Source organism: Rhodopseudomonas sp., assembly GCF_036404135.1.
Lineage (GTDB): Bacteria > Pseudomonadota > Alphaproteobacteria > Rhizobiales > Xanthobacteraceae > Rhodopseudomonas_A.
The window spans coordinates 1-13,919 of sequence record NZ_DASWPE010000139.1 but is presented as its reverse complement, the minus strand read 5'-3'; the positions used below and the strand labels follow the sequence as shown (position 1 = coordinate 13,919).

Below are 13,919 nucleotides of genomic sequence, written 5' to 3'. Positions count from 1 at the left end.
TATCGCCGAAGCCGACGAACGGCCCCGTCACCGCCCATAAGACGATAATGCCGAACGCGCCGACGAAGGTGATCGGCCTGCCTGCGGCATTGGCGACCCAGGCTGAAAAGCAGGTGAACGCCGAGCGCTTCGGCCGGCCGGAACTATTGGAAGACACCATGGCAAAACCCCCGGTTGATGCGGTGACTAACCCGCCCGGAGGTCTGCTGTTCCGTGCCCAGCGGGCACGCACGAAATAATAGCTGTCAGGCCTTTGCCGCGTGTTCGGGCTTGCCCTTGCGCGAGGTCGAGGCAAGCTCGTCGAGCTGTTTCTCGGTCATCGACTTCTCCATCGATTTCGAGGTGCCCTTGAGCTCGCTCTTGGGTGTGTCGCCGCGCTTGGCGGACAGTGCCGCACCGGCGGCTTTCTGCTGGGCCTGGGATTTTGCAGGCATGACTAGACCTCCAAAACGGTGCCGGCCGCGAAGGGATACTTCGCGGCCGGCGGTGGGAATTATTCAGCGGCCTGAAGATTGACGCGGGACTCCGCCAGCTTGGTCAGCTTGCTGTCCGCGTTCTTCTCCTCGGCGAGGGTCTTGGCGAGCACGCTCGCGCAATCGGCGCGGCCGAGCAGCTTGGCCCACGATACCAGCGTGCCGTAGCGGGTGATCTCGTAATGCTCGACGGCCTGCGCGGCGTTGATCAGGGCCGCATCCAATACCAACTTGTCGTCGACCTCGCCGGCCACTTCATCGGCCTCCTCGATGATGCCGTCGATCGCCGGACAATCCACCGCCTTGACCGCGGCGCCGTGCATCTCGAACACCTGCTCCAGCCGCTGCACGTGGACCTTGGTTTCATCGAGATGGGTCATGAAGCCCTGCTTCAACTGCGCGTCGGTGGCCTTGTCGGCCATTTTCGGCAGCGCTTTGACGAGCTGCCTTTCGGCGTAATAGATGTCCTGCAACTGGTGCACGAACAGATCGTTCATCGTCTTGATGTCTTTGGTGAAAAGTCCCATCTTGCGGTTCCTCATGTTGCAACATCGCAGCTTGTGCGGGTCCGTTGGATGTTTCGGTGTGGAGACCGGGGTTAACCGTTCAGCGCGGGCCGCGTTCCGTTGCGCGGCGAAAACGCCGGCGCGCTGTGCCGGAACGGATGATGGCGGCGGCGCGATCGCGACCTATATGGGGAAGCCGGGAAGCGACGAAACGCCGCGTTCCGGTGTCGTATTGGCGCTATGGTTTGCGCTATATCAAGGGCATTTGGTGTACGATCGCGATGATGCGGGGCGACGTTTTGCGGCCCCGATTGCGCAGCGAGCCGTTTTTGCCTTAAGGAATTGCGCATATGTGTCGTTTGGCAGCCGCTCGCATGTCTTCGCCTCAATCGGCGTTCAACGCGTTGCCCCGCCCGGAGGATGAATGCATCGAGTGTTGACCGCGCTGCGGCGCGGTTTCAAGGAGCGAGTGGGCTGGAAGCGGCTCGGGATCGTTGCAAGCATCCTCATCATCGGTTTCGCGATCCACTCGCTCGTCAAGACGCTGAAGGGCGTCGACAGCGGCGTCATCCTTGTTGCGTTGACCGAGAAATCATCGGGTCAGATCGCACTCGCGGCGTTGTGCGTGATCGGCGCGTTCTGCACGCTGACGTTTTACGATTTCTTCGCGCTGCGCACCATCGGCAAGCGCCATATCCCGTATCGCATCGCGGCGCTGACCGGCTTCACCTCCTACACCATCGGCCATAATATCGGCGCCACGGTGTTCACCGGCGGCGCGATCCGGTTCCGGATCTATTCCGACTACGGCCTCACCGCGATCGACGTCGCCAAGATCTGCTTCATCTCCGGGCTGACGTTCTGGCTCGGCAATCTGTTCGTGCTCGGCATCGGCATGGCCTGGCATCCGGCGGCGGCGAGCGCTATGGACCTGCTGCCGGAATCCATCAACCGGCTGATCGGCGTCGGCTGCCTCGCCGGCATCGCCAGCTATCTGTTGTGGATCGCGCTCGGCAAGCGCCGCCGCGAGCTCGGCCAGAACGGCTGGAAGGTGGTGCTGCCGTCGGCGCGGCTGACGCTGCTGCAGGTGGTGATCGGCGTGGTCGATCTCGGCTTCTGCGCGCTGGCGATGTATCTCTTGATGCCGGCACATCCGGGGATCGATTTCGTGTCCCTGGCGGTGGTGTTCATCCTCGCCACCTTGCTCGGCTTCGCCAGCCACGCGCCGGGCAGCCTCGGGGTGTTCGACGCCGCGATGCTGCTGGCGCTGCCGCAATTCGCCCGCGAGGAACTGGTCGCCACGCTGGTGATCTTCCGGCTGTTGTATTTCGTCATCCCGTTCGGGATCTCGATTACCATCATGGGCACCCGCGAATTGTGGCTCAACGTGGTCGAGCCCTGGCAGGCGCGGCGGGTGAACGGCCACGGCCACGCCCCGATCGCGGCGATCGCGCAGCGCCCCGGCATCCCGAAGCGGCTGCCGCCGCCGGTCAAGCCGGCGCAAGCCCCCAAGCGGCAGTCCAAGGGCTGAGCGGGCGGCGGCGAAGCCCCAGTTCCCATACTTTTGCCCCATCCATGGCGTTGAACGCGCCATGACCGAAATTCTTGCGCTGCGCCACCCCGTCACGCTCGGCCTGATCCTGATCGGCCTCGCCCTGTCCGCCGCCCAGCCCGCCGCCGCGCAGCCGGCCGCCGCGCCGCAAGCCGCGCCGCTGGCGCAGCCCGTGCCGCTGGCCGCCGACGGCGGCATGCAGATCAGCTGGGAGGTGCGTAACCGCTTCCGGCTGTTTCGCGAGGAGCGCGATTTCTTGAGCCATGTCGACAGCCTGCGCGCCGGCGGCAGCGTGCTCGCCTCCGAGCAGGCTTTGGCGGTGCAGAGCGACGGCCGCGGCTGGGCCCGCAACACCGTCAACCGGCTGTGCATCGATCTCGCCGGCCATGTCAGCGAGCCGTGCAGCCGCGATGGCGTCAAGGAAAGCTATCTGACGCCGACCGAGCATCCGGTCACGGTGCGGCTCGCCGGCGCGATCCCGGTCGGCGGCATTTGCGCCTGGTCGTTCGACGAAGGCGAAGGCCCGCCGCGCACCTCGACGCAGGATTGCGTCGAGCCGATCAATTTCCGCGCCCGCTACGGTCGCCCGACGCTGGTCAGCGTCGAGGTCTCCAGCGGCGCCGAACCGGCGCAGCGCGTCACCGGCGAAATCATGGTGCGCGACATTCTGATCGCCGGGCTCGGCGATTCCATCGCCGCCGGCGAAGGCAATCCGGACCGGCCGATCGCGCTGTCCGATGACGGCTTCTGCTTCCGCTCCTATATCGGCGGGCCGGGCCAGTTCTATCGGCCGAGCCGCGCCGGCTACAAGGGCGGGCGGGCCTGCGAGGCGCCGGAGACGCTGCAGGTCTGGCAGCGCCAGAGCGCGCAGTGGTTCAACTCCGCCTGTCACCGCTCGCTGTATTCCTACCAGACCCGCACCGCGCTCGGGCTCGCCGCGCGCTATCCGCACGTCGCGGTGACCTATCTGCCGCTGGCCTGCACCGGCGCCACCATCACCGATGGGCTGTTCGGCAGCCAGCGCGCCCGCGAATGCCTGCCTGGCAAATCCGGCGGCAATTGCCCGAGCAGCGTCAACGCCCAGCTCGCCGAATTGCGCGAGGCGCTCGCCGCCGCCAAGAAGCGGCAGCCGGAGCGCAATCTCGATCTGCTGCTGCTGTCGATCGGCGCCAACGACATCAACTTCTCGGGTCTCGTCGCCGACGTGATCGTCGACAACTCCACCGAGCGCACGCTGTTTCGCCGCTCCGGGGTGATCGGCTCGGTGGAGGATTCGCACGCCGCGCTGTCGCGCGATCTGCCGCAGTCCTTCGCTAAGCTGCGCGAAGCCTTGAAGCCGCTGGTCGGCGGCGATCTGTCGCGGGTGATCTACACCTCCTACGCCAATCCGGCGCTCGACAATGGCGCGCCCTGCCCCGGCGGCCGCGGCGGCTTCGACATCCACCCGTCGTTCAACGCCGACCCGGCGCGGCTCGCCAATGTCGCCAATTTCGTGCAGCAGGAATTCCTGCCGCAGCTGAAGAATTTCGCGCTGTGCCGCGGCGGCGTGCTGTGCCGCGATCCCGCCGCCGATCGCATGAGCTTCGTCGATGCGCATCAGGCGGTGTTCGCCAATCACGGCTTCTGCGCCCGCGCCGCCAGCGATCCGGAATTCGACCGCGCCTGCTTCTCGCCAAAGGGCGACAGTTTCGATCCGGATATCGTCTCGGCGGCGAGCCAGCCGATGCTGTGCGGCTTCGGCGCCAGCAATTATCGCCCCTATCTGCCGCGCGCGCGCTGGATCCGCGACGCCAATGACAGCTATTTTTCGGCGATGACCTATCCGCAGGGGCTGCCGGCGGCGATTCAGCCCGCCGATATTCACGACGCCACCTGGGGCATCGTCTCGGCGGTCTATGGCGGCGCGGTGCATCCTTCCGCCGAAGGCCACGCCGCGATGGCGGATGCGGCGTTGCCGGCGGCCGCCAGCGTGCTGCATCTCGACGCCGCGGACCCCGCCGAGGTGACGCAGGAGCCGCTGCCGCCGCCGGCACCGGACAACCGTTCCGCGCGCTGATCCGCAACTACACGCAATGCCGAGATAGTACGCACGGCGATAATCTTAACCGCCTGCCCCAGACAATGTTAACCCGCCGGGATTATCCCGAGGTCCGACAGGCTGAGGTCCGCCGGTCGACCGCGCGCGTGGTTTGCGCGTTGCGATTGCGCGGGATCGCCACGGCCTATCTCGCGCATGATCGCGAAAAATCCATCGCGGTTTTCGGGACGCATCATGCTCGCGCAAACCGGCAGAGCCTAGCGCTATAGCGTTTTCGCGCGAAGTGGATCCCGGTTCGCGTAATGAAAACGCGTCAAAATAACAATCTAGAGCGCCGGTTCTGATCTATCAGAACCGAGGTTCTAGGGCGGAAGTTCGGATTGACGCGCGGCGCGGATCGGCAGAGCCACCGGCGCGGCCACGGCAACGCGCAACACACCTCGGGGGCGCCAACCGGAGCCGCAAGGTGATGCCGGCCATTCGCCGTTGGCGATGACCGGCCTCAAGGAGCGAACATGGACGCTGGACTGAAGACGCTGGGACCGGCCGCGCTGCGGCGGTTTCAGACCCTTGAATGCGACGCCGCGCGCGTCGTCACCGAACGCTTCTTCCCGGATTCGCTGCCGTTTCCGGACCGCTTCAAGCGGCAGGACGAGTGCCGGGAATATCTGGTCTATCATCTCGAATTCCTGAAATCGGCGCTGCAATTCGGCTCGCTGGCGCCGATGCTGGCCTATCTGCGCTGGCTGGACGGCGTGCTCGCCGCGCGCAACGTCCCGCCGCACAGCCTTGCGCAATCGCTGCAATGGCTCGCCGAGTATTTCGCCGCGCGGATGGACCGCGACGACGGCGAGGTGGTCCACGCCGCGCTGCTGGCGGCGCGCCAGCGTTTCGTCGCGGCGAGCGAAGCGGCGACCACCCAGCCCGCCGCGCCGGAGCCTCCCGCGCCGGAGGTGGTGGCGTTGCAAACCGCATTGCTCGACGGCGATCAGCGCGGCGCGTTCGCTATCATCAACCGCGGCCTCGATGCCGGTCGCAGCCTGACCGAGGTCGAACTCGAGGTGATTCAGCCGGCGATGTACCGCATTGGCGAAGCCTGGCAGGCCAACGAGGTCAGCGTCGCGCAAGAACATCTGGCCACCGCGATCGTGCATGCGGTGATGACCATGGCGCTGTTGCGCGCCAAGCCGCCGGCTTCGAACGGCCGGCGGGTGCTGCTGGCCGGCGTCACCGGCAATCAGCACAGCGTCGGGCTGCGCATGGTGGCCGACGCCTTTCAGCTCGCCGGCTGGCAGGTGCAATATCTCGGCGCCGACGTGCCGACCGCGGCGCTGCTGCAGCAGATCGAGAGCTGGTCGCCGCACATCGTCGGGCTGACGGTGTCGTTTGCCCAGCAGCTCACCGACGTCAAGGACGCCATCGGGCAGATCGGCCGGCGTTTCGGATCCGGCCGCCCGGCGGTGTTGATCGGCGGCCTGGCGATCAATCATTTCGACTGGCTGGTCGGCATGGTCGGGGCCGACGGCTGCGGCGCCGACGCCAGGGCGGCGCTCGCGGCGGCCGACCGCCTTTTCAACGACGAGGACATCCGGTGCCGTGGATCGCGCCCGAACTGAGACCACTCTGCGCGGTGGTGGCGGCCACGCTCGCCGATGACGGCACGCTGGTCGACGCCAATGCCGGCTTCCTACGGATCGCCCGGCTGCCGGGGCAGCAACTGATCGGCGCGCCGGCGTCGCGCGTCTTCGTGCAGCCGACATTCGCGGCGCTGCTGCGGATCGCACCCGACGCCGCCGGCGAGGTCTATCGCGGGCTGCTGACGATGGGCGATGCGATGGCGGCGGCGCGGACGCTGCGCGGCCGGGTGTGGCGCCGCGACGGCGTGCTGCAGGTGCTGGCGGAATACGACATCGACGAATTGGAGCGGCTCAACGCCAAGATGCTCGAGCTCAACCGCGACTACGCCGACGCGCAGTTCGAACTGGCGCAGAGCAACATCAAGCTGCAGCAGCGCGAGGCCGAGATCGTGGCGCTGACGCTGACCGATTCGCTGACCGGGCTTGGCAATCACCGACGGCTCGAGCAGGAACTGAGCACCGAGATCAAGCGCTTCGAACGCACCGGCGAGCCGCTCAGCGCCTTCATGGCCGACCTCGACCATTTCAAGAGCATCAACGACAGCTTCGGCCACGACGTCGGTGACAAGGTGCTGGCGGCGTTCGGCGCGCTGTTGCGCGACCAGACCCGCGCCACCGAGGTCGCGGCAAGGATCGGCGGCGAGGAGTTCGTCGTGCTGTTGCCGCACACCGCGCTGCAGGAGGCGCTGCGCAGCGCGGAGCGGATCCGCGCCGCGCTGCAGGCCTGGCCGATGCCGTCACTGCCCGGTCCGGTCACCGCGAGCTTCGGCGTGGCGACGCTCGCCGCCGCGGAATCCCGCGACGCTTTCATGCGCCGCGTCGACACCGCGCTCTATGCCGCGAAACACTCCGGCCGCAACTGCGTGGTCGCCGGCTGAGCCGCGGCGCGGCGGCAAGTGCCGCCGGCGCTGGCCGCGCTACTTCGGCGCGGCAAGCGGCGCCGGCTTCGGCTTGATCGCCGCCGGTGCTGCGGCGGGCTTCGCCGCCGCCCCCGCGGTGGCGGCTTGCGCCGACTGCGCCGCCTGTGCCGGCAGGAATTTGGCGACGATCGCCGGGTCGAGCTGCGCCACCGCGGTGTCGGGCAGCCGCTGCCAGGTCTCGTCCTTGCCGAGCATCGGCGTCATCAGATAGCCGCGAAGCGTCAGCGCCTGGCCGTCCGGGCTGACCTTGAGCTGCGCCTTCCAGATATCGCCGTTGCGCGGGTCGAGGATGTTGCCGCCGAGATATTCCAGGCCCTTCCGCTTCATGTCGCGGATCAGCGAGATGCCGAGGATCGGCGCGTTCTTGCGGTCGTCCTCGCATTCATCGCAGATCGCGTTGGCGTCGGTGCCGGGCTTAGGGAAGGTCTTCGCCACCACGCCCTCGAACAGCCCGTTGCCGCGGTCGAGCATCAGCAGCCAGAGCACCGGCTTGCCGTCTTCGCTGCGCTGCCACAGCCCCGCGGCGGTGGGCTCCGCGGCGGCCGCCGCCATGGCCGAGCCGAGCAGCACCGCCAACGCGGCCCCCACCGCAGCAAGCCGTCGAACCCCAAAACCAAACGTTCCCATCGCGCCACCGGGTTTATTCATGTTGATATGCCGCCGAACTGATTGATACCGACCACGATCACAGCCTCCGCAGATGGCATTTTGATGGTTTGCCGCCACCGCTGCGGCAATGCAAGCCATCGCGCATCGCCGTCGAGGCAATTAACCCCTGCAACCATCGATTGCAAGTCGCCCGCCGCGGCCGCCAACCACCGCGCGGCGCGATTGATCGAGGTCAATCCGACGCGCTCGCAGGGTTTTCTTAAGCGATCATTTGCACTGTCGGAACTCGGGTTCCACCCGGCCGCCCTTGTAAGGTTTTCTTTGGGAACTTCGGTCGCACCCTGAGTTCCCGCGTCGGCAACGATGCCGCGCAACCTCGCAACGCCGCCCCCGAGACCACCCCGTGGACAGTTCGTCGCAAAATCCCTCCGCCGGCGCGCGTGCCCGGCGCTATCTGGTCACGGTGGTCGCGGCGCTGCTCGGCACGCTGTTGTCGGTGGCGGCCTTCCTGGCGATTTCCAAATGGGAGCAGCGGATCGCCGACCTCAAGCTGCGCGAGATCGCCGGCAACTATCTGCAGGTGCTGAATTCCGATCTGGAGCGCGCCACCGACGTGCTGTATCCGCTGCGGGCCTATTTCGACCATAGCGACCAAGTCAACCGCCACGAATTCCAGGCCTTCGCCAAGGATCTGCGCGCCCGCGTCAGCGGCCTGCGCAACACCGGCTGGATGCCGCGCGTCAGCCGCGAACAACGCGAACGGTTCGAGCAGTTCGTCGACGACCACGGCTTTCCCGATTTCGAGATCTGGCAGCGCGACGGCGGCGGCGGCCGGGTGCGGGCGCCCGAGCGCGACGAGTATTTCCCGGTGCTGTACGCCGAGCACTCCACCAAGCAGGTGCTCGGCTTCGACATGGCGTCGCGGCCGCAACGCGCCGCGGCGATCGCGCGGGCGCGGGCCACTGGACAGATGGCGGCGACGCCGCCGATCGACATGCTGACCAAGCAGGAGTCCGGCGACTTCATGGTGTTCATGCCGGTCTATGCCAACGCCGCACCGGCCGCGGAGACGCCGCGGATCCCGCTGGGCTATCTGTGCGGGATTTTCGAGATCGGCCCGACCATCGAGAGCATCCTCAATGCCAAGCTGCTGCCGTCCGGCCTCGATATCTACTTCTTCGATCCAACCAGGAGCGGCGCCGAGCGCGGCATCTTGTGGCATCCGTCGCGGACCCGCACCACGCCGGCGCAGGCCCCCGACGAAGCCGCGATGCGCGCCGGGCTGCATACCACCGGCACCATCCGGATCGCCGACCAGGAATGGGGCGCGCTGTTCGCCCCGGCCGGCGAAGGCGCCATCGCCAGCTCCACCACGCTGGCGATCGCGGTGCTGATCGCCGGGCTGTTGATGACCGCTTTGATCGTCGGCTATCTGCTGCGCTCGCTGCAGCGCACCTTGCGGCTGGAATTTCTCACCGACAGCCTGCGCGGCGCCACCGCCGACCTGCAGCGCGAAAGCACCAAGGTGGCAAGGCTCGCCAGCCTCGACGCCATGACCGGGCTCGCCAACCGCGCGAGCTTCCTCGGCCAGCTCTCCGCCGCCTTCGCCGCGGCGCGGCAGCACGACGGTCATTTCGCCGTGGTCTGCCTCGACCTCGATCATTTCAAGGACGTCAACGACACGCTCGGCCACCCGATCGGCGACCGGCTGCTGCAGATCGCCGCCGGCCGGCTCACCGCGATACTCGACGAAGGCGACCTGATCGCCCGGCTCGGCGGCGACGAATTCGCCATCCTGCTCGCCGACGTCTCCGACCGCCACACCATCGCCGGCGTCGCGGCGCGGCTGATCGAGGCGCTCGACGAACGCTACGACCTCGACGGCAACGAGGTGCACGTCTCCGCCAGCCTCGGCATCTCGGTCTATGGTCCGACCACCGCATCGCCCGAGGCGATGATGATCCAGGCCGATCTGGCGCTGTACCGCGCCAAAAGCGAGGGCCGCAACGGCTACGTGTTTCATTCGGTCGAGCTCGACAGCGCGGTGCGCGAGCGGGTCCGCATCAACGACGAATTGCACGCCGCGCTGCGCAACGGCGAATTGACGCTGCACTATCAGCCGCAGGTCGAGGTGCCGAGCGGCCGCATCAACGGGCTGGAGGCGCTGGTGCGCTGGAATCACCCGACGCGCGGCCTCTTGTATCCCGGCGCCTTCATTCCGATCGCCGAGACCACCGGCGCCATCGTCGGGCTCGGCCGCTTCGTGCTGGAGGAAGCCTGCCGGCAGATCAAGCGCTGGCAGGCCGAGGGCATCGAGCCGCCGCGGGTCGCCGTCAACATCTCGGCGGCGCAGTTCAAGGGCGCGCTGCCGCTCGATCAGCAATTGCGCGAGACGCTGGCGCGCTACGACGTCGACCCCGACCTGATCGAGATCGAGCTCACCGAATTCGCGCTGTTGGAATCCACCAAGGCCAACAGCGACACCATCCGAAGGGTGCGCGAACTCGGCATCAGCGTGGCGATCGACGATTTCGGCACCGGCTATTCGTCGCTGGAATATCTGCGCACCTACCGCGTCAACCGGCTGAAGATCCCGCAGCAGTTCATGACCGAGGTGGCGATCGAATCCGGCGACGCCGCGATCGTGCGCGCCGCCTTGGTGCTGGCGCGCGAGCTCGGCATGGAGGCGATCGCCGAGGGCGTCGAGACCCCGGAGCAGCTCGCCTTCCTGCTCAGCGCCGGCTGCCGCAACGTGCAGGGCTATTATTTCAGCCGCCCGGTCGGCGTCGAGGCGCTGCGCCCGCTGCTCAAAGCCGGAGTGATCCATCGCGCGGCGGCGCCGCCCGCGCACGAGGCGGTGCGGCTGGTCGGCTGAAGCCGTCGCGCCACCTGCGTAATCTCCCGGAATTGGCGCCCCGGGGTCCGCTCTCTAGGCTGGTAATTTAACCAGGAGATCCTGCATGCAACCTTATGTCCGGGACGAGAATCTGAGGCGCTACCGCAAGGCCTTGAGCGAGGCCGAGACGATCGAGCACCGGGTGATCTTTTCGGCGCTGATCGCCAATCTGGAATGCTTCGCCCCGGTGGTGCGGGTGGCGGAGCCGGAGCCTCCGGCGCGGCGCGCGGAGCCGGCGCGGGTCGCGGAGCTTTCGCCGGGGTGATTGGCGAAGCGTCAATCGACCTGTCAGCCTTGTAGCTGTCAGCCTTTTAGGGTGGGTTATTCGCCGTTGCGCCGGTGCCCACCGCGTCCTTCAACAGTTACCTTGCAGGGTGAGTCAGGCGCTCTGGCGCCGTAACACACCGCTTCCCTCAGCAAATGCCTTGCCGGAAAGCCTCGCGATTCCCCTCCCCCTTGCGGGGAGGGTCGGCCGAGCGGCAGTCGGCGCGCGGCGCCGATCGCCAGCGGAGGCCGGGGTGGGGGAAGCCGCAGATCGTGCGGGCCTGCGGTTCGTCGGAGGCGAGGTCAGGCGCGCTTGCGCCGTAACCCCCTGCTACTCTCAGCAAATGCCTTGCCGGAAAGCCTCGCGATTCCCCTCCCCCTTGCGGGGAGGGTCGGCCGAGCGGTGCTCGGCGCGTAGCGCCGATCGCCAGCGGAGGCCGGGGTGGGGGAAGCCGCAGATCGTGCGGGCCTGCGCTTCGTCGGAGGGCATAGGTCAGGCGCTCTTGCGCCGAACCCGCCGGACAACCGCATCAAAGGAACAACACCTCGCGCGGCACGCGGCGATCTTCAGAACAGCCCCTCTTCAGAACAGCCCCGGGCTGAGGTCGGCGCCGTAGCTCATCAGCAGCACCGAAACCAGCAGCCCGGCGCTGCTCAGCAACACGATCGGCTTCAGGCATTCCAGCTCGATTGGATTGTCGGCCTGGGTGAACGCACGCGACACAGCTCTGGCGATCGCAACCATGGCAAGCTCCCTGCTCTCGTCCCATAGGTAGGTCGGTAGGCGCGGGAGGTTGGTTCAGGGGACATCAATCCTCGTGGTCAGACGCCTCGTCGGCGACAACTGAAGGATCCGCCACGGCACTGGCACGGGCGAGATTGAGTTCGAGCAATTTCGCCGGCGCATCCTTTGGGAAATATCCGCCCGGCCCAAGGTGATGGCGCAAGTCGCGCCATCACTCAACCTGTGACAGTTACGACAGAATTCGTCAGCAAGAGTCTCCCGGCCCCAACTTCAAAAGATGACTTCAATTTTAAACGATGATGTTGCTATAAAGAACCGGCTGGTTTAGCCTCCCACCATGTTGACTCCAGCCCAGTCCCGTGCCGCCCGCGCCCTTATCAACTGGTCGCAGCCACAGCTCGCGGAAGCGTCAAGAACCGGTGTATCCACAATCCGAGATTTCGAAACCGGGAAACGCACGCCAATAGCGAACAATCTTACTGCGATCCAGGCCGCTCTCGAAGCCGCGGGCGTCGAATTCATCCCGCCAAATGGTGGAGGCCCCGGCGTCCGACTGCGTGCGTAGATTTTGTAACATTACAACAAGCTTCTCTGGCAAAGAGGCAACCCACGATACAATTGAGGAAGGACTTTTGTCATGGCGGTCTATGCACTTTGGAACAACAAAGGGGGAGTCGGAAAAAGTTACCTCACATTCCAGGTAGCCGCCGAGTATGCCCGCACACATAGCGACCAAAAGGTCGCTCGTCGTTGATCTCTGCCCACAAGCAAATTCTTCGAGCATGTTGCTCGGTGGCATGGTGAATGGAGAGGCCGCTATCGAAGACCTCGCAGGCATGACGCCACCTCAGACTATCTCGGGTTATATCGCTGACCGCATCGTGAGCCCCTACGTCGACACGCATTCAGGCGCCAACTATTTGACGCACGTCCGATCGAAAAACCCAAATGTTCCAGACAACGTCTATCTTATCTGTGGAGACGAAGAGCTTGAAATGCAGGCCGCCAGAATCCAACTCGCTTGTGCGGCGGGTCCGGGAAATGCTTGGCAAATCGTTCACACGTGGATTCGAAATCTCACTGACGATGTCCGGCGGGCTTGGAATCAGGACGACATCACGGTTTTCCTTGACTGCAATCCGAGCTTCACAGTCTACACTGAGTTAGCGATTTCGGCCGCGGACCGTCTCATTATCCCCTTCTCCGCTGACGGCTCATCGAAAAGGGCGGTGAGATCAGTTCTGGCGCTGGTCTATGGTGTGCAGCGGAGGCCAGGACAGCCGCAATCTCAGTTCTTCAGGAATACCCAGCAATACCGCATGGCGCTTCCCCGCATCTATTCGTATGTCGGAAATCGCTTGACACAAATGAACAACAGCTCAGCGAGTGCATTCCGGAATGTTGTTCTCGAGATTTTCGCCGAAGTGTTCCGTGTCTATCAGGCAAACCCAGGGGTTTTTGCCGTTCATCCTGGCGGCAGCCCCGCCCCGACGTCTCGCCAGACCTTCCGCGCCATGTTCGAACAACAAATCAATGATGCCAACACAGCGTCCGTGGTTTCGGGCGCCTTGGGAGTACCCATGTGCAGACTGACCGCTGGAATAAAGCACTTCGCGGGCAGGAGTGCGCAAGTAAACCAGTCACAACTTGACCGGCAGCAACCCAATCTTCGAGACTTCGTTGCAACAATCGAGTGAGGGCTTTATAGGTTGGCAGCCTATGCCCCACAGGTCGGCCGGTAAGATTGGTTAGCGCACAGTACCTTACCCACGAATATAGCTAATCTACTCGGACGTTGAAACCGGTGGGTTACGGCGTAAAGCTCCTTACCCAGCCAACGATTACACACGCACGATCCCCGGCTTCTCCTACCCCGGCCTCCGCCGGCGATCGGCGCAAGCGCCGACCGCCGCTCGGCCGACCCTCCCCGCAAGGGTGAGGGGAATCGCACCGCTCCCGCTCACACCCCCCTGGGAAACGCGGGCGCTGCCGCTCACACCCGTCGCGTAGCGAGCCCTTGCACAGTCCATGCACGGAGCCGCTTACACCCATCGCGTAGCGAGCCCTTGCACGGCAATCCACCGGGCTGCGCCGCCGCTTTCAACCGTCGCGTAGCGAGCCCCGCGCGCAACCGGCGAGGTCGTGTCCCGCCAAGTGGTGTAGCTCGGTAGAGCAAAGCCGCCCGCACGCGCGACCTCAAATAGCGCCGTAGCGGGCGGGCGGCTTTGCGGCGGCCATCGGCGATTTGCCCGGTAGGATCGGGTTGCGAGACACCAACG

The 13,919-nt window shown here is 65.7% G+C and carries 14 protein-coding genes; 8 read left to right on the top strand and 6 right to left on the bottom strand.

Annotated elements, in window-relative coordinates; all coding sequences use genetic code 11:
* From VGC77_RS16985 to VGC77_RS16975, 3 genes are all read right to left on the bottom strand, one after another.
* Positions 1-160 (bottom strand): low affinity iron permease family protein (locus VGC77_RS16985; RefSeq protein WP_331172743.1); only part of this gene is annotated, 160 nt, incomplete at its 3' end.
* A gap of 85 nt (positions 161-245) precedes the next feature.
* On the bottom strand, positions 246-434 hold the full coding sequence (locus VGC77_RS16980; RefSeq protein ID WP_331172741.1) for a DUF3008 family protein: 189 nt from the start codon (positions 432-434) through the stop codon (positions 246-248).
* 59 nt (positions 435-493) lie between these two features.
* Positions 494-1,000, bottom strand: coding sequence for a ferritin-like domain-containing protein (locus tag VGC77_RS16975; protein ID WP_331172740.1), 507 nt, complete (start codon positions 998-1,000; stop codon positions 494-496).
* Positions 1,001-1,403: 403 nt separating this feature from the next.
* Here VGC77_RS16975 and VGC77_RS16970 point away from each other — a divergent pair, with 403 nt between their 5' ends.
* From VGC77_RS16970 to VGC77_RS16955, 4 genes are all read left to right on the top strand, one after another.
* Positions 1,404-2,510 carry a YbhN family protein gene (locus VGC77_RS16970; protein ID WP_331172739.1) on the top strand — a complete coding sequence of 369 codons (1,107 nt, stop codon included), beginning with the start codon at positions 1,404-1,406 and terminating at the stop codon, positions 2,508-2,510.
* 61 nt (positions 2,511-2,571) lie between these two features.
* Positions 2,572-4,587 carry a hypothetical protein gene (locus VGC77_RS16965; protein ID WP_331172738.1) on the top strand — a complete coding sequence of 672 codons (2,016 nt, stop codon included), beginning with the start codon at positions 2,572-2,574 and terminating at the stop codon, positions 4,585-4,587.
* Between the two features lie 497 nt (positions 4,588-5,084).
* Positions 5,085-6,185, top strand: coding sequence for a cobalamin B12-binding domain-containing protein (locus tag VGC77_RS16960; RefSeq protein WP_331172737.1), 1,101 nt, complete (start codon positions 5,085-5,087; stop codon positions 6,183-6,185).
* Complete coding sequence (locus VGC77_RS16955; RefSeq protein ID WP_331172736.1) at positions 6,161-7,084, top strand: GGDEF domain-containing protein; 924 nt, start codon at positions 6,161-6,163, stop codon at positions 7,082-7,084. Before VGC77_RS16960 ends, VGC77_RS16955 begins: the two co-directional genes overlap by 25 nt.
* A 39-nt stretch (positions 7,085-7,123) precedes the next feature.
* On the opposite strand, the gene VGC77_RS16950 is transcribed toward VGC77_RS16955, so the two are convergent.
* Together VGC77_RS16950 and VGC77_RS16945 are read right to left on the bottom strand one after the other, a co-directional pair.
* Positions 7,124-7,753: a DUF2147 domain-containing protein gene (locus VGC77_RS16950; protein ID WP_331172742.1), complete on the bottom strand. Its 630-nt coding sequence runs from the start codon at positions 7,751-7,753 to the stop codon at positions 7,124-7,126.
* Between the two features lie 17 nt (positions 7,754-7,770).
* Entirely contained in the window at positions 7,771-7,971 is a 201-nt protein-coding gene (locus VGC77_RS16945) for a hypothetical protein (protein WP_331172735.1), read from the bottom strand.
* A 167-nt stretch (positions 7,972-8,138) separates the two neighbouring features.
* Between VGC77_RS16945 and VGC77_RS16940 the strand changes: the two genes are divergently transcribed.
* Both VGC77_RS16940 and VGC77_RS16935 read left to right on the top strand, forming a co-directional pair.
* A complete protein-coding gene (locus VGC77_RS16940) occupies positions 8,139-10,610 on the top strand; it encodes a bifunctional diguanylate cyclase/phosphodiesterase (protein WP_331172734.1) in 2,472 nt (823 codons plus the stop codon).
* An 85-nt stretch (positions 10,611-10,695) separates the two neighbouring features.
* Positions 10,696-10,896, top strand: a complete 201-nt coding sequence (locus VGC77_RS16935) for a hypothetical protein (RefSeq protein WP_331172733.1) — start codon at positions 10,696-10,698, stop codon at positions 10,894-10,896.
* 582 nt (positions 10,897-11,478) lie between these two features.
* On the opposite strand, the gene VGC77_RS16930 is transcribed toward VGC77_RS16935, so the two are convergent.
* Positions 11,479-11,640 (bottom strand): hypothetical protein, encoded by a 162-nt coding sequence (locus tag VGC77_RS16930; protein WP_331172732.1) that lies wholly within the window; start codon positions 11,638-11,640, stop codon positions 11,479-11,481.
* 337 nt (positions 11,641-11,977) lie between these two features.
* Here VGC77_RS16930 and VGC77_RS16925 point away from each other — a divergent pair, with 337 nt between their 5' ends.
* Both VGC77_RS16925 and VGC77_RS16920 read left to right on the top strand, forming a co-directional pair.
* Positions 11,978-12,205, top strand: coding sequence for a helix-turn-helix transcriptional regulator (locus VGC77_RS16925; RefSeq protein WP_331172731.1), 228 nt, complete (start codon positions 11,978-11,980; stop codon positions 12,203-12,205).
* A 148-nt stretch (positions 12,206-12,353) separates the two neighbouring features.
* The gene (locus tag VGC77_RS16920) at positions 12,354-13,337 is read left to right on the top strand and encodes a ParA family protein (protein WP_331172730.1); all 984 of its coding nucleotides are present in this window, start codon (positions 12,354-12,356) and stop codon (positions 13,335-13,337) included.
* The last annotated feature ends 582 nt before the right edge of the window (positions 13,338-13,919 follow it).

Coding starts and splice junctions, on each gene's coding strand:
- VGC77_RS16980 (WP_331172741.1), bottom strand. CDS start 434: ATGCCTGCAAAATCCCAGGCCCAGCAGAAAGCCGCCGGTGCGGCACTG.
- VGC77_RS16975 (WP_331172740.1), bottom strand. CDS start 1,000: ATGGGACTTTTCACCAAAGACATCAAGACGATGAACGATCTGTTCGTG.
- VGC77_RS16970 (WP_331172739.1), top strand. CDS start 1,404: ATGCATCGAGTGTTGACCGCGCTGCGGCGCGGTTTCAAGGAGCGAGTG.
- VGC77_RS16965 (WP_331172738.1), top strand. CDS start 2,572: ATGACCGAAATTCTTGCGCTGCGCCACCCCGTCACGCTCGGCCTGATC.
- VGC77_RS16960 (WP_331172737.1), top strand. CDS start 5,085: ATGGACGCTGGACTGAAGACGCTGGGACCGGCCGCGCTGCGGCGGTTT.
- VGC77_RS16950 (WP_331172742.1), bottom strand. CDS start 7,753: ATGGGAACGTTTGGTTTTGGGGTTCGACGGCTTGCTGCGGTGGGGGCC.
- VGC77_RS16935 (WP_331172733.1), top strand. CDS start 10,696: ATGCAACCTTATGTCCGGGACGAGAATCTGAGGCGCTACCGCAAGGCC.
- VGC77_RS16930 (WP_331172732.1), bottom strand. CDS start 11,640: ATGGTTGCGATCGCCAGAGCTGTGTCGCGTGCGTTCACCCAGGCCGAC.
- VGC77_RS16925 (WP_331172731.1), top strand. CDS start 11,978: ATGTTGACTCCAGCCCAGTCCCGTGCCGCCCGCGCCCTTATCAACTGG.
- VGC77_RS16920 (WP_331172730.1), top strand. CDS start 12,354: ATGCCCGCACACATAGCGACCAAAAGGTCGCTCGTCGTTGATCTCTGC.